This is a genomic window from Bradyrhizobium sp. HKCCYLRH3099 (assembly GCF_051167855.1).
Lineage (GTDB): Bacteria > Pseudomonadota > Alphaproteobacteria > Rhizobiales > Xanthobacteraceae > Bradyrhizobium.
Genome location: NZ_JBNPTW010000001.1, coordinates 1,010,860 through 1,029,835, shown reverse-complemented (window position 1 = coordinate 1,029,835; position 18,976 = coordinate 1,010,860). Strand labels below are relative to the sequence as shown.

The following is an 18,976-nucleotide window of genomic DNA, read 5'->3' as shown; positions in this document are numbered from 1 at the left end:
GTCGCGTGATCACTCCAACTTCGCACGAGGTCAAAATGTCGGCTGAAGTCGCAACCTCACTCTCGTCGATCGCCCGGGCCGATGAACCTGCCGAGCAGCCGTTCTACATCCCGATGACCGGACCCGCGGCGCGGCCGCGGCGGTCCCTCAAGCACGACGACACCTTCATCGTGCTCGACGGTCATGGCGACCTCGGCGCCTCCGCAGGCGGCCCGGACGGTCTGTTCAATGCAGATACGCGCTATCTGGCCCGGCTCGAGCTGACGCTCGACGAGGTGCAGCCGCTGCTGCTCGGGTCGAGCCTGCGCGACGACAATTCGTCCCTGACGATCGACCTGACAAATCCCGACATCTACGAGCAGGGCCGGCTGGTGCTGCCGAAGGACGTGCTGCACATCGTGCGCACCATTTTTCTATGGCGCGGCACCGCGTACCAGCGCATCGGCGTGCAGAACCATGGCGATCGGCGCGCCAGTTTCGATCTCAAGCTGGCCTTCGACAATGATTTCGCGGATCTGTTCGAGGTGCGCGGCAGCGTCCGGCCGCGGCGGGGCGCAGGCTCGGCCAAGCTGATGAGCCCCTCCGACGTGATGCTCGACTATCGCGGCCTCGACGGCACGACGCGCACGACCGCGCTGCATTTCGATCCGCGTCCGTCGCGGCTGTCGGTCGATGTCGCGACCTATCATTTCGATCTGGAGCCGCAGCAATCGACGTCGCTGTTCATCGCGGTGAGCTGTAACGCCGCTGCCGGCGAGCAGCCGGGCCGGTTCTTCCGCAGTCTGCTCGCACACCGCCGCGAGATGCGCCGCTGCACGCAAGGCGCGACCAGCATCGAGACCTCGAACGACATCCTCAACGAGGTGCTGTGTCAGGCGGCGGCCGATCTCAACATCCTGATGACGGATACGCCGCAGGGACGCTACCCCTATGCGGGCATTCCCTGGTACTCGACGACGTTCGGCCGCGACGGGCTGATCACCGCGATGCAGATGCTGTGGGTCGATCCGCGTATCGCGCGTGGTGTTCTGCGCCGGCTCGCCGAGTACCAGGCGCAGCGGACCGACCCGCTCGCCGATGCCGAGCCCGGCAAGATCCTGCACGAGATGCGCGGCGGCGAGATGGCGGCGCTGCGCGAGGTGCCGTTCGCCTGCTACTATGGCAGCGTGGATTCGACGCCGCTGTTCGTGCTGTTGGCCGGCCTCTATGTCGAGCGCACCGGCGATCTCGACACGTTGAAGCAGCTGTGGCCGGCGATCGAGCTGGGGCTCGCCTGGATCGACGGACCGGGCGATCCGGATCGCGACGGCTTCGTCGAATATCAGCGCGCCTCCGAGCACGGCCTCGCGAACCAGGGCTGGAAGGATTCCTACGACGCGGTGTTCCATTCCGATGGCCGTCTCGCCGAGGGCTACATCGCGCTCGCCGAGGTGCAGGGCTATGTCTTCGCCGGCAAGCAGCTCGCGGCCCGTTGCGCGCGGCGGCTCGGCAAGGCCGAGATGGCCGATCGGCTCGATGCCGAGGCGTCTGATCTGGCGAGGCGGTTCGAGGATGCGTTCTGGTGCGAGGAGCTCGACACCTATGCGCTGGCGCTGGACGGCAACAAGCAGCCGTGCCGGGTGCGCACCTCCAATGCGGGTCAGCTCCTGTTCAGCGGCATGGTGCGCGAGGACCGCGCCCGCAAGGTCGCGGCCGACCTGTTGCGGCCGCATTTCTTCTCCGGCTGGGGGATCCGCACGGTCGCTTGTGGAGAAGCGCGCTACAATCCGATGTCCTATCATGACGGCTCGATCTGGCCGCACGACAACGCGCTGATCGCGCTCGGCCTGTCGCGCTACGGCCTCAAGCATGCCGTGGAGCAGGTGTTCGGAGGCCTGTTCGAGGCCGCGTCCTACATGGATCTGCGGCGGCTTCCCGAACTGTTCTGTGGATTCCGGCGAGAGAAACATCGCGGGCCGACGCTGTATCCGGTCGCCTGCGCGCCGCAGGCCTGGGCCAGCGCGACGCCGTTCACCTTGCTGGAGGCGGCGCTCGGCCTGGAATTCGATGCCGCGCGTGGCGAGATCCGGCTGCGCAATCCGCGGCTGCCGGCCTTCCTCGACTGGGTCGTGCTGCGCGACCTCAGGCTCGGCAATTCCGCCATTGACCTGCGCATCCGCCGTCACGGCGAGGACGTTTCGATGGAGGTGCTGCGCCGCCGTGGTCAGATCCAGGTCTCGCTGGTGCTGGCGCAATGACGAAGCCGACACACAGGGATCGTCAGCGCATCTTGCGTCGTCTTGCCGTGCTGCCGCTGCTGGTCGCACTGCAGACCTCTGATGGCTGGTCGCAGCAGGCGTCGCCGACGCCGAAGGATGTCGCCGCTCCGGCCAAGGAGCCTGCGCCGCCGCCGTCGGTGACCATCCTCGGCGCGCGCGATGCGCATGGCGTGCTCGGGCGCGATGTTCGCAGTTCGACCGGGGAGGACATGGGGCACATCGTCGACGTCATCGTCGATCTCACCGGCACGGTGCGTGCGGCGGTGATCGATTTCGGCGGTTTCCTCGGCGTCGGCAGCCGCAAGATCGTCGTGGATTGGACGGCGCTCGATTTCAAGCACATTGCCGACAAGAGCGACCAGGTCACGCTCGACCTCACCAAGGAGCAGGTGAAGGCCGCGCCCGAATACAAGGAAGACAAGCCGGTCGTCGTGCTCGGCGCGGCCGGCAAGCTGTTGCCCTGGGATTTCGATCATTGAGTTGATGCGTGAGACCGCCGCTCCTGGCCACACGGGCACCGGGGCATGGCGGGAATATTTGTCCAGCAAGCCCTGACTTGAAGCGTCGAGAGCATGCCGATTGCACGGCCGTCGAGATCATCCGATCGGGAGCCCGCGCCGGAGCGCGCGGCAGCGGACGTGCGCGCGGACGAGGTGCAGGACCTTGGCCCGGCCGCGAGGCCTGCGCCGTCCAGGCAGAGCCTGCGCGGGCTCGACTGGTTCATCTTCTTCCTCGCAGACGTCCAGACCGGCTTCGGCCCGTTCATCGCGGTGTATCTGACGACGCAGAAATGGACGCAGGCGCAGATCGGCCTGGTGCTGTCGATCGGCGGCATCGTCGGGCTGATCGGGCAGATGCCGGGCGGCGCGATCATCGATGCCGCCAAGTCGGAGCGGCGCGTCGCCGGACTTGCCATTGCGACCATCGGCTGCTGCGCGCTCGCCTACGCGGTCTGGCCGATCTTTCCGGTGGTGGCCGGCGCGGCCATGCTGCATGCGGCGGCAAGCTGCGTGCTGGGACCAGCGATTGCGGCGATCAGCCTCGGCCTGGTCGGGCCGCGCGGCATGGCCGAACGGCTCGGCCGCAACGCGCGCTTCGCCTCACTCGGCAATGGCGTGGCGGCGGCGGTGATGGGCACTTGCGGCTATCTGCTCTCCAGCCGTGCGGTGTTCCTCGTCACCTTCATCCTCGCTTTTCCGACGCTGATCGCGCTGTCGCGCATCCGCGAAAGCGAGATCGACATCGCCCGCGCGCATGGCCGCGCCGATCAGGAGGACAAGGAGGTCGCGCGGCTGTCGAGCCTGCTCGGCCTGCTGCGACAGCGTGCGCTGCTGGTGTTCGCGCTCGGCGTGTTCCTGCTGCAACTCGCCAATGCGGCGATGCTGCCGCTGATGGCCGGCGTGGTGACGACGAAGTCGAGCGAGTGGGCGCCGATGCTGATCGCGTTCTGCATCGTGGTGCCGCAGGCGATCGTGGCGCTGAGCTCGCCATCGGTCGGCGCGGTGGCGCAGCAATGGGGCAGGCGGCCGCTGCTGATGCTGGGCTTCGCCGCGCTCACGATTCGCGGCGCGCTGTTTGCGATCGTGCACGATCCCTATTTGCTGGTGGCGGTGCAGATCTTCGACGGCGTGACGGCTGCGGTGTTCGCGGTGATGATTCCGCTCACGGTCGCCGATGTGGCGTTCGGCAGCGGCCACTTCAATCTGGCGCAGGGGATCGTCGGAACGGCGTCGGGGATCGGCGGATCGCTCTCGACCGTGGTCGCCGGCTTCGCCAGCGACCGCTACGGCAGCGTCACCGCCTTCATGGGCCTGTCCGGCGTGGCGCTGACAGGCCTCGTTCTGATCGCGCTGCTGATGCCGGAAACGGGGCAGCGCGCTCGCAGGGCGTAAGGCGTGTCGCTCAGGCGTCCATGCTGCGCAGGCGCTGACGGTTGCGCAACACGATCTGGCGGGCGCCGGAGAAGCCGAGAACGCCCTGGCTGTGCAACTGGGACAGCGCGCGCGACACGGTTTCGAGCGTCAGGCCGAGATAGTCGCCTATGTCGCGGCGGCACATCGGCAGCGCCATCATGCCAGCAACGGCAAGGCGGCGATCCATCTCGAGCAGGAAGGTCGCGACGCGCTCCATCGCGGTCTTGCGGCCCAACAGCAGCATGTGGTCTTCGGCGTGGCGCAGATCGTGGGCGGTCATGGTCCAGAGCTTGCGGGCGACCGCGACGTCGGTGCCGGCGGCCTGTTCGAGGCTGCGGCGCTTCACCAGGCGAACCGTGGTGTCGATGATGGCTTCCGCGGCCAGGCGGTGAGCGGAGCCGAATTCGAGGCCGAAGACGTCACCGGGAAGATGGAAGGCGCCGATCTGGCGGCGGCCGTCGGACAGCAGCTTGTAGCTGCGGACGGCGCCGGAGATCACCTGGTAGACGTACTCGGCCGGCTCGTCCTCGCCATAGATCTCCTCGTCCTTCTTGTAGGAGAACTCGCTGGCGATGAGCCCGGCATGGCCGGTGATCTCGGCAAAGGGGTTGGCGGCAGGAGAGGGGACGGCAGTGGCGCTGGGGGTGACGACCGAGTGGGTAAGCGACTGATTGAGCATGACCATCTCCTTGCGGCGGATGGCGATGTGGTACACGGCGCCTCCTGTTAAGGACATTTGGGCCGTTATCTTAAGGGGGTTCCCTTACGTAGATCTACGTAACCGGCCGGTCAGGAGACGCGCTGGGCGGTAGCCGAATGGTCATTGGCGATCGCCTTGCGGATGCGCTTGACCAGATTGTCGTCGAGCAGCGGCTTGAGCAGGAAATCCTGGATGCCGACGGCGGCGGCCCGGGCTTCCAGCCGGTCGTCGTAATGCCCCGTGATCAGCACCACCGGCGCGGTCGCGCCCTGCTTGCGCAACCTCTCCGTGAGCTCGACCCCGTTCAGCTCCGGCATCTTGTAATCGACCACGAAGCAGTCGACCGGCGCCTGGGTCGATGCCTTCAGAAGGGCCGTGCCGCTGCGGAAGGTGCGGACATCGAAGCCGTCCGCCTCCAGCAGGAAGCGCAGCGAACCGAGGACGTCTGCGTCGTCATCGGCGACGTAGACCTTGGGTTTGGCGTGAACCGACATGGCACGTGCCGCGCGAATGTGATGTTGAACCAAGGCGCAACATAACACCCGAATCTGTCAAGGCCGCTTGATCTAGCTCAATCCTTCAAAGCGCCTGCGCGCATCGCCAGACGCACCAGCTCCGAGAGGCTGCTCGCGCCCATCTTGGTCATCACGTTAGCACGGTAGACCTCGATGGTGCGCGGGCTGATGTCGTATTCGCGCGCGATCAGCTTGTTGGAGAGGCCGGCCATCAATCCGTCCATCACCTGGCGCTCCCGTGGGCTCAGGCTGGCGATTCGGCCGAGAATGTCCTGCGTGACCTGCTCGGTCTTCGCGGCCGGCGCAGCCTGCTGAATCGCGGTCTCGATCATTGCGACGAGGCGCTCGTCCTCGAACGGCTTTTCGAGAAAGTCCACCGCGCCGAGCTTCATGGCCTCGACAGCGAGCGGCACGTCGCCATGGCCGGTCATCACCAGGATCGGAAAGCTGCTGCCGGCGGCCTTCATGCGCTTGAGCAGCTCGATGCCGTCGATCCCCGGCATCCGCACATCGGAGACGATGCAGCCGAAGCTCAGCGTCGACAGCCGGTCGAGGAAGGTTTGCGCGTTCTCGAACAGCGTGACGTCGAAGCCGGAGGAATCGAGCAGGAAGTTGAGCGAGTCCCGCATCGCCTCGTCGTCGTCGATCACATAGACCTTGGCCCGTTCAGCCATCTTGCTCAACCTTGGTTGGGGCGCCGGGCAGGGTGAAGCGGAAGGTCGCGCCGCCTGCCTCGTTGTTCTCGGCCCACATGCGCCCGCCATGGGCCTCGATGATCGACCGGCTGATCGAGAGGCCCACGCCCATGCCGGTGTCCTTGGTGGTGAAGAAGGTCTTGAAAAGATTGGGCATGACGTCGTCGGGGAACCCCGTCCCCGTATCGGACACGGCGACCTCGATCAAGTCGTCGCTGACCCGCCGATTCGTCGCCGTGAGCTGGCGGCGCTCGGAATGCGACATGGCCTCGAGCGCGTTGCGAAACAGATTGACCAGCACCTGCTGGATCTGCACCCGGTCGGCGAGCACCAGATCGGCTTCGGGATTGAGCTGGAAGCGCAGCTGCACATTCTGTTCGCGCGCGCCGGCAAGGCCCAGCGCGCCGGCCTCCTCGATCAGCTTCGAAAGGCTCTCGACCCGCTTCTCCGATTCGCCGCGCGAGACGAAGTCGCGCAGCCGCCGGATGATCTGGCCGGCGCGAATCGCCTGCTCGGCGGCGCGGTCCATCGCGCTCTCGATCTTGGCGGTGTTCGGATCGTTGCTGCCGGCAAGCAGGCGGCGCGAGCCCTTCATGTAGTTGCTGATCGCCGCCAGCGGCTGGTTCAGCTCGTGCGCCAGCGCCGAGGCCATCTCGCCCATGGCGCTGAGTCGGGACACATGGACCAGCTCCGACTGCAACTCGCGCAGGCGCGCCTGGGTCTGCTGATGCTCGGTGAGATCATGGGCGAAGCCCGTGAAATACGGCTTGCCGCCGGACTGCATCTCGCCGATCGACAGATGCATCGGGAAGGTCGTGCCGTCGCGCCGGCGCCCTGTCACGATGCGGCCGATGCCGATGATGTGGCGCTCGCGGGTGCCGTGATAACGCGTGAGATAGCTGGCGTGGCGCGATCGGTCGGGCTCGGGCATCAGCTCGCTGACGTCGAGGCCGACCGCCTCTTCCTCCGAATAGCCGAACATCCGCTCGGCCGCGGCGCTGAAGAACTGGATGATGCCGCCGCCGTCGATCACGATCATCGCGTCGGGCACGGTGTCCAGGATCGAGCGGAAGTGCTGCTCGCGCAGCCGCAGCGCCTCCTCCAGCCGCTTTTCCTGGTCGATGTCGAGCGCGATGCCGCGCAGATGCCGCGGCTTGCCGGCCTCGTCGGGGACCACGCCGGCGAGCACCCGGATCCAGTGGCCGCCGCCGGAGACCTGGAACGACATGTCGAAACCGGTGCCCTGATGGCGCGCATGCTCGATCGCGGCCTCGACCGGAGCGCGGTCCCGTGCGGCGAGCAATGACAGGAACTGGCCATAGCTCACCGGCTCGTCGGCCGTGACCCCGAACAGCTTCCGCGTCGTCACCGACCAGTAGAACGCGCCGGAGGCGAGGTCGAGATCCCACGCGCCGAAACCCAGCGCCCGGGCGTCCTCGGGCCTGACGGATGCGTCCGGGAAAGGTTGGGTGACGCCGCGCACTTTTGAGCCTTCGATCGATTCGCCGTTGATGTCGCAGCCGGGGCCGGCCACCGTCTCATCCTATACCAGATTGGGTTGTTTCAACCCCGGCCGGCTTAAACTTTGGTTCGACAATTCAAGGCTTTCTCCGATTTTCGCCGGTTCCAGGCCCGGTCTGCGCGACGGTTCCATCGCGGCATATTGATCTATCTCATCACGGCCGGTGTTTTCGCCTCTAAGAGCGGCATGGAAGCAATGTGTGGAGAGGCGGGATGACGCTCGCGACTGTCATGGTGAGTCTTGCGCTCAGCCAGCCGAATGAGGCCCGCCTTCAGGTCGCAGGCGATCTCGCGGCCCGCTTTGGCGCAGGCGTCATCGGCGTGGCGGCGGGCGAATTCACGCCGCCGCTCTATTTCACGACCGGCGAGCAGGCGCAGGACCTGATCGAGCAGGGCGAGGCCGGGCTCCAGAACCGGCTCGCGGAGCTGGAGCGGCAATTCCGCGCGACGATCGGCGACCGCGCCGCCCCCTTGGGCTGGCGCAGCGCGCTGGATTTCCCCGCCCGCTACACGCTGGCCCAGGCCCGCGCGGCTGACATCCTGGTCACCGGCTGCGCCCCGACCGGCGTCTCCGACGCGTTCGCGGTCGCCAGCCCCAAGGATCTCGTGATGCAGGCCGGACGGCCGCTGCTCGCGGTGCCCGACACTGCGAGCTGGCTCGATCTCGATACGGTGTTGGTGGCCTGGAAGGAGACGCCGGAGGCGCGCCGGGCGCTGGTCGATTCGGTGCCGCTGCTGGCGAAGGCCAGCAACGTGGTCGTGGTCGAGATCCTGGAAAATGCCTCCGAATATGATGCCTGCGAGGCGCGCCTCGAGGATGTGATCGGCTGGCTCAAGCGTCACGAGATCGTCGCATCCGCGCGCGTCGAGGAGGCGGGGCAGGGGCGCAGCGTCACGGCCAGGCTCGACGCGGTCGCCGCCGATCTGTCGGCCGGGCTCGTCGTCGCTGGCGCCTATGGCCATTCGCGATTCCGCGAGTTCGTGCTCGGTGGCGTCACCGAGCATCTGATGACGCGCACCGAACGTTGCGTGCTGCTGTCGCATTGAGGTTTTCACCCGCTCCATCCGAGAACAGGATTGCCGCCTTGTACAGATTCCTCGAGGAAACCGCCGGCAGCTGCATGACGCGGAACGTCACCACCGTGACCCGGGAAACGACGATCCGCGAGCTCGGCGACATGTTCGATCGCGACGATTTCAACACCTACCCCGTCGTCGAGAACGACGAGGTCATCGGCATCGTCACCAAGTTCGACGTGCTGAAGTGCTTCGCCTTCACGCCGAACCAGATGATGCCGCGCTATGCCGATCTGATGAACCGGACGGTGGCGGACGTGATGACGTCGGAGTTCATCTATGTCCGCCCGGATACGAAGCTCACGCGCGTGCTTCAGCTGATGGTCGAGCACCGCATCCGCAGCCTTCCCGTGACAGATGCCGAGAACAGGGTGGTCGGGATCGTCGCCCGCGAGGACATCGTGCGGGCGCTGGCAGCGGCCGCCAAGGACTGAGCGCGGCGACCTGTTTCGCGTCGCATACCAATGTTTGATCGGCCCAGCTCGCAGATGTCCCATCTGCGAGCTTGGTCGTTCTCGTCTTCTCTCGGGATCTTTAGCCTTGTTTGAGCAAACATCTTCAAAGTTGGATTCGGGCTCTTGAAGGCACGAACGGTGCGCTCCCTCTCCCCGTCCTTCACGGGGAGAGGGTTGGGGTGAGGGGCACATCCACCGGCCGTGCGGAGAGTCCCCCTCACCCGGATGGCATCTTCGATGCGATCCGACCTCTCCCCGCAAGCGGGGCGAGGTCGGATCCGCTCGCAGCGAAAAAGCGGCCTGCAGCGAAGATGTGCACAGGCGAGTTCGGGCGGCTCGGCTGCACTCGTCATCTCACCTCGGAACCGCGCTGATTTCGGCAACATCCTGGGTGATTAGCGGCGAACGGGTCGCAAGGTTGATTTCGATCAATTCCACGTGTGGGCGATTATGGTTGCTGGTCTCGTGTTCTTTCAGCGAGATTCCGCATGAGCGCGTCCTCATCAACAAAATCCATGACCATCGGTGAGAGTGGGCTATCGCTCATTTTCGCCGTCACCGCCTTCTTGTGCGTCTTCGCTGCGGCGAAGGCACTGGATACGGCCTTCGCGTTTCACGCCTCGCTCGCGGCTGCCGCCAGCGCGGCGTCCGTCTTCTTCATCCTCAACCGCTACTTCGAGCGCGGCGACCTGCCGCCGCAGGAGATCAACGGCCGGCCCAACTACAATCTCGGGCCGATCAAGTTCGCCTCCTTCATGGCGATGTTCTGGGGCATCGCCGGCTTCGCCGTCGGCCTCATCATCGCCTCGCAGCTCGCCTGGCCGGCGCTGAACTTCGATCTGCCCTGGACCAGCTTCGGCCGCCTGCGGCCGCTGCATACCTCGGCGGTGATCTTCGCGTTCGGCGGCAACGTGCTGCTGGCGACGTCGTTCTACGTCGTGCAGCGCACCTGCCGCGTCCGCCTCGCCGGTGACTTGGCGCCGTGGTTCGTGGTGGTCGGCTACAACTTCTTCATCCTGATCGCGGGCACCGGCTATCTGCTGGGCGTCACCGAGGGCAAGGAGTACGCCGAGCCGGAGTGGTACTCCGATCTGTGGCTGACGATCGTCTGGGTGGTCTACCTGCTGGTCTTCCTGGTGACGGTCATCAAGCGCAAGGAGCCGCACATCTTCGTGGCGAACTGGTTCTATCTGGCCTTCATCGTCACGATCGCCGTGCTGCATCTCGGCAACAACCCGGCGCTTCCGGTGTCGTTCTTCGGCTCGAAGTCCTACATCGCCTGGGGCGGCGTGCAGGATGCGATGTTCCAGTGGTGGTACGGCCACAACGCGGTCGGCTTCTTCCTGACCGCCGGCTTCCTCGCCATCATGTACTACTTCATCCCGAAGCGGGCGGAGCGTCCGGTCTATTCCTACCGGCTGTCGATCATCCACTTCTGGGCGCTGATCTTCCTCTACATCTGGGCCGGCCCGCACCATCTGCACTACACGGCGCTGCCGGACTGGACGCAGACGCTCGGCATGACCTTCTCGATCATGCTGTGGATGCCCTCCTGGGGCGGCATGATCAACGGCCTGATGACCCTGTCGGGGGCGTGGGACAAGCTGCGGACTGACCCGGTGCTGCGCATGCTGGTCGTCTCGGTCGCCTTCTACGGCATGTCGACCTTCGAAGGTCCGATGATGTCGATCAAGGTGGTCAACTCGCTCAGCCACTACACCGACTGGACCATCGGTCACGTGCACTCCGGTGCGCTCGGCTGGGTCGGCTTCGTCTCCTTCGGCGCGCTGTACTGCCTCGTGCCGTGGATCTGGAACCGCAAGGGTCTCTACAGCCTCAAGCTGGTGAACTGGCACTTCTGGACGGCCACGCTCGGCATCGTGCTCTACATCTCCGCGATGTGGGTCTCGGGCATCCTGCAGGGTCTGATGTGGCGGTCCTACACGGCGCTCGGCTTCCTCGAATACTCGTTCATCGAGACCGTCGAGGCGATGCACCCCTTCTACATCATCCGTGCCGCCGGTGGCGCGCTGTTCCTGATCGGCTCACTCATCATGGCCTACAATCTCTGGATGACGGTCCGTGTCGGTGAGGAAGAGGTTCAGTCCCCCGTCGCCCTTCAGCCGGCGGAGTGAGGTATCCAACCATGTCATTCTGGCAACGACACCAAGTCTTCGAGAAGAACTCGATCATCCTGATCATCGGCATCCTGCTGGTGATCGCGATCGGCGGCCTCGTCGAGATCACTCCGCTCTTCTACCTGAAGAGCACGATCGAGGCGGTCGACGGCGTGCGTCCCTACACGCCGCTGGAGCTGGCCGGCCGCAACATCTATGTCCGCGAGGGCTGCTATCTCTGCCACTCGCAGATGGTGCGTCCGCTGCGTGACGAAGTGGAGCGCTACGGCCACTTCTCGCTCGCCGCGGAGAGCATGTACGACCACCCGTTCCAGTGGGGCTCCAAGCGCACGGGGCCTGACCTCGCCCGCGTCGGCAACAAGTATTCCGACGACTGGCACGTCACCCATCTGACCAACCCGCGCGCCATCGTTCCGCAGTCGATCATGCCCGGCTATCCCTTCCTGAAGGAGACCGAGCTGAACGCCGACAACGTCGCCGACCATCTGAAGACGTTGCGGGCCGTGGGCGTGCCCTACACCGAGGACCAGATCGCCAACGCAGCCGCCGATCTGAAGGCGCAGGTCGATCCGGACAATGCCGGCGCGGAGGCGCTCACCAAGCGCTATCCGAAGGCGGTGGTGCGCAACTTCGACGGCAAGGCGGGGGCGCCGACGGAAATGGATGCGCTGGTCGCGTATCTGCAGATGCTCGGCACGCTGGTCGACTTCAAGATCTACAACGAAAAAGCCAATCTGCGCTGAGATCGGGAGCCTGACATCATGAAGCCCATCCTTGCAGTCGAGAACATCGCGTCGTCACTCGTGACGACGCTGTGGACCCCGATCTTTGTCGCGATCTTCATCGCGATCGTGACCTATGCCCTCTGGCCTCGCAACAAGGCCGCTTTCGACGAGGCGGCGAGCATGCCGTTGCGGGAGGAGTAATTCAACATGGCTGACCACAACGAAGTCGACAGCGTCTCCGGCACCGCCACCACGGGCCACGCCTGGGACGGCATCAAGGAGCTCAACACCCCGCTGCCGCGGTGGTGGGTGATCACCTTCTACATCACCATCGTCTGGGCGATCGGCTACTGGATCGTGTATCCGGCCTGGCCGACCATCACCAGCAACACGACGGGCCTGTTCGGCTACTCGTCCCGCGCGGACGTCGCGGTCGAGCTCGCCAACCTCGAGAAGATCCGCGGCGCCAAGATGGCGGCGCTCGCGACCGCCTCGCTCGCCGACATCGAAAGGGATCCGGCGATGCTCGCCCTGGCGCGTGCCAAGGGCAAGACCGTGTTCGGCGACAATTGCGCCGCCTGCCACGGTACGGGTGCGGCCGGCGCCAAGGGTTTTCCGAACCTGAACGACGACGACTGGCTGTGGGGCGGCTCGCTGGAGCAGATCCAGCAGACCCTGCTGTACGGCATCCGCTCAGGTCATCCGAAGACCCGCGAGGGCCAGATGCTCGCCTTCGGCAAGGACGGTGTCCTGAAGCCGGCGGAGATTGTCACGGTCGCCAACTACGTCCGCGAATTGGCCGGCCTGCCCACGCGGCAAGGCTATGACGCCAAGGCCGGCGCCAAGATCTTCGCCGAGAACTGCGCGGCGTGCCATGGCGACAACGCCAAGGGCAATCCGGAGGTCGGCGCGCCCAACCTCACGGACAAGATCTGGCTGTACGGCTCGGACGAGGCGACTCTGATCGAGACCATCACCAATGGCCGCGCCGGTGTCATGCCGGCCTGGGAGGGCCGTCTCGACCCGACCACGATCAAGGCGATGGCCGTCTATGTCCATTCGCTGGGCGGAGGAAAGTAACGGAAATCCAACGGAACTTTCCTTCCAATTGAGCTGGATCAACTGAGCGGCCGGAGGTGGGCATACCTTCGGCCGCAACTGCGAGAAGACCCCAGCGATGAACCAGACGGTAAAACCCGACGACCTGAAGCCTCAAGAGGCGCAGCCGGTGGACGATTACGGTCCGCTGTACGCGCCCACCAAGAAGGTCTATCCGCAGAGCGTCTCGGGCACCTTCCGCCGGATCAAATGGGGCCTGATGGGCTTCTGTCTCGGCGTCTATTACTTCCTGCCGTTCGTGCGCTGGAATCGCGGTCTCGGCGCGCCGGATCAGGCGGTGCTGATCGACTTCCCCAATCATCGCTTCTATTTCTTCTTCATCGAGCTGTGGCCGCAGGAGGTGTATTATTTCACCGGCCTGCTGATCATCGCCGCGATCGGCCTGTTCCTCATGAACGCGATCGGCGGCCGCATCTGGTGCGGCTACCTCTGTCCGCAGACAGTCTGGACCGACCTGTTCTACGCCGTGGAGCGCCTGATCGAGGGCGACCGCCGCGAGCGGATGAAGAAGGACGCCTCCAGCGACCCGATGAAGCTGGAACGGATCTCCGAGCTCGTCCTCAAGCATTCGATCTGGCTGATGATCGCCTGGTGGACCGGCGGCGCCTGGGTGCTCTACTTCAGCGACGCGCCGACCCTGGTGAAGGAGCTCGTCACCTTCCAGGGGCCGCCGCTGGCCTATATCTGGATCGCGATCCTGACCGCCACGACCTACACGCTCGCCGGCTTCATGCGCGAGCAGGTCTGCGTCTACATGTGCCCGTGGCCGCGCATCCAGGCGGCGCTCACCGACGAATGGGCGCTCAACGTCACCTATCGCTACGACCGCGGCGAGAACCGCATGTCGGTCAAGAAGGCCGCCGAGCTGCGCGCGCTCGGCCAGCCGGCCGGCGATTGCATCGACTGCAAGCAATGCGTCGCGGTGTGTCCGACCGGCATCGACATCCGCGACGGCGCGCAGATGGACTGCATCCAGTGCGGCCTGTGCATCGACGCCTGCGACACCGTCATGACCAAGATCGGCCGTCCGACGCGGCTGATCGGCTATGACAACGACATCAACATCCATCGCCGTCAGGAAGGCAAGGCGCCGGTCTACAAGCTGGTGCGCGCGCGCACCGTCACCTATGCCGCAATCATCGCGGTGGTCGGCGGCGCGATGGTCTACAAGCTCGCGACCCGCTCGCTGCTCGACGTCAACGTGCTGCACGACCGCAATCCGGTCGCGATCAAGCTGTCCGACGGCTCGATCCGCAATGCCTACACCGTGCGCGTGCTCAACAAGCACGGCTTCGACCGTGTCATCGCCATCGACATCGAAGGTCCGGTCAACTCGACCGTCCACGTGGTCGGCGCCGATTCCGTCACGCCGGACCGTCCGATGATCGTGATCGGCCGCGACCAGACCGAGGAGCTGCGGCTCCTGGTCACCGCGCCGGAAGAGAGCAATCCGGAGAAGTCGATCCCGGTGAAGTTCCACATCACCGACATCGGCCTCGGCGTCGTCGCCTCCGCCACCGACAATTTCGTCAGCCCGTAAGATCGAAGGAGCCCGTCCATGGCCAGCCGTTCCCAACCGTCCTTCCAGCTGACCGGACGCATGGTGCTCGCGATGCTCATCGGCTTCTTCGGGCTCGTGATCGGCGTCAACGTCTACATGATGAAGATGGCGATCTCGACCTTGCCCGGGACCGACGTCGACAGCGCCTACAGCGCGAGCCTCGGCTACGAGAAGGAGATCGCGGCGGCGCGCGATCAGGACGCACGGCGCTGGAAGGTCGAGGCGCATATCGAGCGCGGCGCCAGCGGGGCGGCCGTGGTGCAGGTCAATGCGCGTGACGCGAGCGGCAATCCGGTCTCCGGCCTGACCTTCCAGGGCCGGCTCGAGCGTCCCGCCGACAAGCGTGCCGATCAGCAGGTCGATCTGGCCGAGGTCGGCATCGGAATCTATCGCGGCACCGCGGAGGCGATCGCTCCGGGGCAGTGGGATCTCGTGCTCGAAGGCGATTCCAGCGGCCGGCGGCTGTTCATGTCCAAGAACCGCGTGCTGCTGAACTGAAGGATGTTTCGATCATGCACGTGACGCGTGACTTCTCCCATTATGTGAAAGATCTCGGCAAGGGCCTCAAGCATATCGACCTCGCAGTCGAAGGTGTCAGCTGCGCCGGCTGCATGGCCAAGATCGAGCGCGGGCTGTCGGCATTGCCGGATGTGACGCTGGCGCGTGTCAATCTCACCGACCGCCGCGTCGCGCTGGAGTGGAAGCAGGGCACGCTCGATCCGGCCAAGTTCATCGATCGCCTGGCCGAGCTCGGCTACAAGGCCTATCCGTTCGAGAAGGCGAGCGCCGAGGCCACCGAGGCCGAGGAGTCGCGCTTCCTGCTGCGCTGCCTCGGCGTCGCGGCGTTCGCGACCATGAACGTGATGATGCTGTCGATCCCGGTATGGTCGGGCAATGTCAGCGACATGCTGCCGGAGCAGCGCGACTTCTTCCATTGGCTGTCGGCGCTGATCGCGCTGCCGGCGGCGGCCTATGCCGGCCAGCCGTTCTTCCGCTCGGCGTGGCGCGCGCTCAAGACCGGCAACGTCAACATGGACGTGCCGATCTGCATCGGCGTGATCCTCGCCTTGGGCATGTCGATCGTCGAGACCTTCCATCACGCCGAGCATGCCTATTTCGACGCCGCGATCATGCTGCTGACCTTCCTGCTGGTCGGCCGCTATCTCGACCAGAACATGCGGCGGCGGACCCGCGCGGTGGCCGGCAATCTCGCCGCCCTGAAGGCGGAGACCGCGACCAAGTTCATCGGCGCGGATGAAATCTCCGAGGTCCCGGTCGCCGCCGTCCGCGCCGGCGACCTCGTGCTACTCCGCCCGGGCGAGCGCTGCGCCGTCGATGGCGTCGTGGTCGAGGGCCGCTCCGAGATCGACCAGAGTCTGATCACCGGCGAGACGCTGTATGTGCCGGCCGAGCAGGGCACCGCCGTCTATGCCGGATCGCTCAACATTTCAGGCACGCTGCGCGTGCGCGTCTCCGCTGCCGCCGAAGGCACCTTGCTCGCCGAGATCACGCGCCTGCTCGACACCGCGCTGCAGGCCCGCTCGCGCTACATGCGTCTCGCCGACCGCGCCTCGCGGCTCTATGCGCCGGTGGTGCATGCCACCGCAGCGCTCACCGTGCTGGGTTGGGCGCTCGCCGGCGCGAGCTGGCACGATGCCATCGTCACCGGCATCGCCGTGCTGATCATCACCTGTCCCTGCGCGCTCGGCCTTGCTATTCCGACCGTGCAGACGGTCGCCTCCGGCGCGATGTTCAAGTCCGGCGTGCTGCTCAATGTCGGCGACGCGATTGAGCGCCTGGCCGAGGCCGATCACGTCATCTTCGACAAGACGGGCACGCTGACCTTGCCCGAGCTCGAAGTCGTCAACGCCGCCGACATTCCCGCGGACGTCTTTTCCATCGCCGGGCAGCTCGCCTTGTCGAGCCATCATCCCGTGGCGGCGGCAGTCGCCCAGGCCGCGAAGTCGCGGTCACCTTTGATGGGCGCGATCGAGGAGCCAGGGCAGGGTGTCCGCGCGATGGTGGACGGTGTCGAACTCCGGCTCGGCCGTCCCTCGTTCTGCGGCGCCGAGGCGCTGGTCGCGCAGAGCGCGAACGGCGACCCCGAAGCCTCCGTCGTGGCGTTCAGCCGCGGCGATGAGAAATACCTGTTCTCCGTGCGGCAGGGTCTGCGTCCCGATGCTGCCAGGATCGTCGCCGGTCTGCAGCGCCGCGGCATCAAGGTCGAGATCCTCTCGGGCGATCGCGAGGCGGCCGTTGCCGCCGCCGCGAAGGCGCTCGGGATCACCGACTGGCGCGCCGGCGTGACGCCGGCCGACAAGATCGCGCGCGTGGAGGAGCTCAAGCGCGCCGGCGTGAAGGTCATGATGGTCGGCGACGGCATGAACGATGCGCCGTCATTGGCCGCCGCCCATGTCTCGATGTCGCCGATCTCGGCGGCGCATCTCAGCCAGGCCACCGCCGATCTCGTCTTCCTCGGCCGCCCCTTGTCGCCGGTGCTGGCCGCGATCGACTATGCGCGCAAGGCGCTGCATCTGATGCGGCAGAATTTGTGGCTCGCGGTGCTCTACAACGTGCTTGCCGTGCCGCTCGCCATCAGCGGCGTCGTCACGCCCTTGATCGCGGCGGCGGCGATGTCGGGCTCCTCGATCCTGGTGATGCTGAACGCGCTGCGGGCCCGCAAGGTCCGCGAGGAGGCCGCGTCATGGAAGTGATGATCATCCTGGTGCCGCTGGCGCTGGCACTCGGTCTGGCCGGACTGGTCGGCTTCCTCTGGTCGCTGAAGAGCGGCCAGTATGAGGACCTCGAAGGCGCGGCCTGGCGCGCCATCGCCGATGATGATGAGCCGGCCGCCCCGGCTCAGCCGGAGGCTGCTCCTTCGAGGTCGTGATCCCCGTACCATCCGCGCAAGCGCTGCCCCTGTCGCATCGACCGCCCCTGTCGTAACAATGACGCGGGCCTTGCGAACAGGCCAAGAGTTCACGCGGATGAAGAGGCAGACATGGCCGCAGATTTGGCCGAGGGCGGCGACACGGGGCGCGCGACAATCGATCGCAGCACGCTTCCTGGGCAGGTGGTCCTCGTGCTGCAGGGCGGCGGCGCGCTCGGCGCCTATCAGGCTGGCGTCTATCAGGCCCTGAGCGAAGCCGGCATTGAACCGGACTGGGTGATCGGGACCTCGATCGGCGCCATCAATGCCGCCCTGATCGCCGGCAGTGCGGTGCAGGAGCGGATGGCCCGGCTGCGGGAGTTCTGGATGCGGATGCACGCGCGTCCGATCTGGGGCCTCCGCACCGCCTTTCCGGATCTCGACGAGAGGCTGTCCTATTGGACGACCCTGACGCATGGCATTCCCGGGTTCTTCAAGCCCAACGCGCTGGCACACGCCGGCGATGGGTTTCCACTCGGCGCTGAGCAGGCCGGCTATTATGCCACCGCTCCGCTGCGCGAGACGCTGCGGGAACTGGTCGATTTCGATCTGCTCAACGGCGGTAGCCTCCGCGTCACGGTCGGGGCCGCGCATGTCCGGACCAGCCGGATGCATTATTTCGACAGCCGCGACGGGACGCTCGACGTCCGTCATATCCTCGCCTCCGGCGCGCTGCCGCCCGCGTTTCCGGCCGTCCGCATCGACGGCGAACTCTATTGGGACGGCGGCATTCTTTCGAACACGCCGACCGAGGTCGTGTTCGACGACAATCCGCGCCGGGATTCGCTGATCTTCGCCGTCAATCTGTGGAATCCGGAAGGGACCGAGCCGGTGACGATGGCGGAGGTGTTCAACCGTCACAAGGACGTCCAATATGCGAGCCGCATGGGCAGCCAGATCGCCCGCCAGGAGCAGATCCACCGGCTCCGCCACATCATCAAGGAACTGGCCGCGCGGCTGCCGGACTCCCTCCGCAACGATCCGGCCGTGCGCGAGCTCGCGAGCTATGGCTGCCAGACCAGGATGCACGTGGTGAGGCTGTTGGCGCCGCAGCTCGATCGCGAGAACCACACCAAGGATATCGACTTCAGCGAGCGCGGCATTGCCGCGCGCTGGAGCGCCGGCTATCAGCATACGCGCTCGGTGCTGGAGCGGATGCCCTGGAGGGGTGAGTTCGATCCGCTGTCCGGCGTCGTGGTGCACGATCCGGAAGTTGTCACGAAGGCCGCCGCCGAGTAGCGGCGGGTGAACGATCCCCGAAACTGTCAAGTTCATCGAACTAATCAGCATTCGAGTACCGCAAAAACCAGGCGGTTTAAGGGATTGGTGGTCATTCGTTCTTAATGATGAGGACGCGGCAAAGATGACGC

Annotated in this window: 18 protein-coding genes; 14 read left to right on the top strand and 4 right to left on the bottom strand. The window is 65.8% G+C overall.

Features of this window, described 5'->3' with window-relative positions; translation table 11 throughout:
• The first annotated feature begins 35 nt into the window (after positions 1-35).
• The 3 genes from ACQR1Y_RS04730 to ACQR1Y_RS04720 all read left to right on the top strand — a co-directional run bounded on the left by ACQR1Y_RS04730 (position 36) and on the right by ACQR1Y_RS04720 (position 4,150).
• A complete protein-coding gene (locus tag ACQR1Y_RS04730) occupies positions 36-2,237 on the top strand; it encodes an amylo-alpha-1,6-glucosidase (protein WP_434875231.1) in 2,202 nt (733 codons plus the stop codon).
• Positions 2,234-2,737, top strand: coding sequence for a PRC-barrel domain-containing protein (locus ACQR1Y_RS04725; protein WP_434875232.1), 504 nt, complete (start codon positions 2,234-2,236; stop codon positions 2,735-2,737). The genes ACQR1Y_RS04730 and ACQR1Y_RS04725 overlap by 4 nt, the downstream gene beginning before the upstream one ends.
• Before the next feature lie 93 nt (positions 2,738-2,830).
• Entirely contained in the window at positions 2,831-4,150 is a 1,320-nt protein-coding gene (locus tag ACQR1Y_RS04720; RefSeq protein WP_434875233.1) for an MFS transporter, read from the top strand.
• A gap of 10 nt (positions 4,151-4,160) precedes the next feature.
• Here the strand turns inward: ACQR1Y_RS04720 and ACQR1Y_RS04715 are convergent, their stop codons facing one another.
• From ACQR1Y_RS04715 to fixL, 4 genes are all read right to left on the bottom strand, one after another.
• Positions 4,161-4,850, bottom strand: a complete 690-nt coding sequence (locus ACQR1Y_RS04715; RefSeq protein WP_434875600.1) for a helix-turn-helix domain-containing protein — start codon at positions 4,848-4,850, stop codon at positions 4,161-4,163.
• 110 nt (positions 4,851-4,960) lie between these two features.
• Positions 4,961-5,365, bottom strand: a complete 405-nt coding sequence (locus ACQR1Y_RS04710) for a response regulator (RefSeq protein WP_434875234.1) — start codon at positions 5,363-5,365, stop codon at positions 4,961-4,963.
• A gap of 77 nt (positions 5,366-5,442) precedes the next feature.
• A complete protein-coding gene (fixJ, locus tag ACQR1Y_RS04705; RefSeq protein WP_434856610.1) occupies positions 5,443-6,060 on the bottom strand; it encodes a response regulator FixJ in 618 nt (205 codons plus the stop codon).
• Positions 6,053-7,564 carry a sensor protein FixL gene (gene fixL / locus ACQR1Y_RS04700; RefSeq protein WP_434875601.1) on the bottom strand — a complete coding sequence of 504 codons (1,512 nt, stop codon included), beginning with the start codon at positions 7,562-7,564 and terminating at the stop codon, positions 6,053-6,055. The genes fixJ and fixL overlap by 8 nt, the downstream gene beginning before the upstream one ends.
• Positions 7,565-7,815: 251 nt before the next feature.
• Here fixL and ACQR1Y_RS04695 point away from each other — a divergent pair, with 251 nt between their 5' ends.
• From ACQR1Y_RS04695 to ACQR1Y_RS04645, 11 genes are all read left to right on the top strand, one after another.
• Positions 7,816-8,649 carry a universal stress protein gene (locus ACQR1Y_RS04695; RefSeq protein ID WP_434875235.1) on the top strand — a complete coding sequence of 278 codons (834 nt, stop codon included), beginning with the start codon at positions 7,816-7,818 and terminating at the stop codon, positions 8,647-8,649.
• Between the two features lie 38 nt (positions 8,650-8,687).
• Positions 8,688-9,113 (top strand): CBS domain-containing protein, encoded by a 426-nt coding sequence (locus ACQR1Y_RS04690; RefSeq protein WP_434875236.1) that lies wholly within the window; start codon positions 8,688-8,690, stop codon positions 9,111-9,113.
• A 509-nt stretch (positions 9,114-9,622) separates the two neighbouring features.
• Positions 9,623-11,269 (top strand): cytochrome-c oxidase, cbb3-type subunit I, encoded by a 1,647-nt coding sequence (ccoN, locus tag ACQR1Y_RS04685; protein ID WP_434875237.1) that lies wholly within the window; start codon positions 9,623-9,625, stop codon positions 11,267-11,269.
• An 11-nt stretch (positions 11,270-11,280) separates the two neighbouring features.
• Entirely contained in the window at positions 11,281-12,015 is a 735-nt protein-coding gene (gene ccoO, locus ACQR1Y_RS04680; protein ID WP_035646365.1) for a cytochrome-c oxidase, cbb3-type subunit II, read from the top strand.
• Positions 12,016-12,033: 18 nt separating this feature from the next.
• Positions 12,034-12,198: a CcoQ/FixQ family Cbb3-type cytochrome c oxidase assembly chaperone gene (locus ACQR1Y_RS04675; RefSeq protein WP_035639721.1), complete on the top strand. Its 165-nt coding sequence runs from the start codon at positions 12,034-12,036 to the stop codon at positions 12,196-12,198.
• 6 nt (positions 12,199-12,204) lie between these two features.
• Positions 12,205-13,077 carry a cytochrome-c oxidase, cbb3-type subunit III gene (gene ccoP, locus ACQR1Y_RS04670; protein ID WP_434875238.1) on the top strand — a complete coding sequence of 291 codons (873 nt, stop codon included), beginning with the start codon at positions 12,205-12,207 and terminating at the stop codon, positions 13,075-13,077.
• Positions 13,078-13,174: 97 nt separating this feature from the next.
• Positions 13,175-14,656 carry a cytochrome c oxidase accessory protein CcoG gene (gene ccoG, locus ACQR1Y_RS04665; protein WP_434875239.1) on the top strand — a complete coding sequence of 494 codons (1,482 nt, stop codon included), beginning with the start codon at positions 13,175-13,177 and terminating at the stop codon, positions 14,654-14,656.
• An 18-nt stretch (positions 14,657-14,674) separates the two neighbouring features.
• The gene (locus ACQR1Y_RS04660) at positions 14,675-15,175 is read left to right on the top strand and encodes a FixH family protein (protein WP_434856604.1); all 501 of its coding nucleotides are present in this window, start codon (positions 14,675-14,677) and stop codon (positions 15,173-15,175) included.
• A gap of 14 nt (positions 15,176-15,189) precedes the next feature.
• On the top strand, positions 15,190-17,391 hold the full coding sequence (locus tag ACQR1Y_RS04655; RefSeq protein WP_434875240.1) for a cation-translocating P-type ATPase: 2,202 nt from the start codon (positions 15,190-15,192) through the stop codon (positions 17,389-17,391).
• Positions 17,382-17,567, top strand: coding sequence for a cbb3-type cytochrome oxidase assembly protein CcoS (gene ccoS, locus ACQR1Y_RS04650; RefSeq protein ID WP_434856602.1), 186 nt, complete (start codon positions 17,382-17,384; stop codon positions 17,565-17,567). The genes ACQR1Y_RS04655 and ccoS overlap by 10 nt, the downstream gene beginning before the upstream one ends.
• 111 nt (positions 17,568-17,678) lie before the next feature.
• Positions 17,679-18,845 carry a DUF3734 domain-containing protein gene (locus ACQR1Y_RS04645; protein ID WP_434856601.1) on the top strand — a complete coding sequence of 389 codons (1,167 nt, stop codon included), beginning with the start codon at positions 17,679-17,681 and terminating at the stop codon, positions 18,843-18,845.
• Positions 18,846-18,976: the final 131 nt, after the last annotated feature.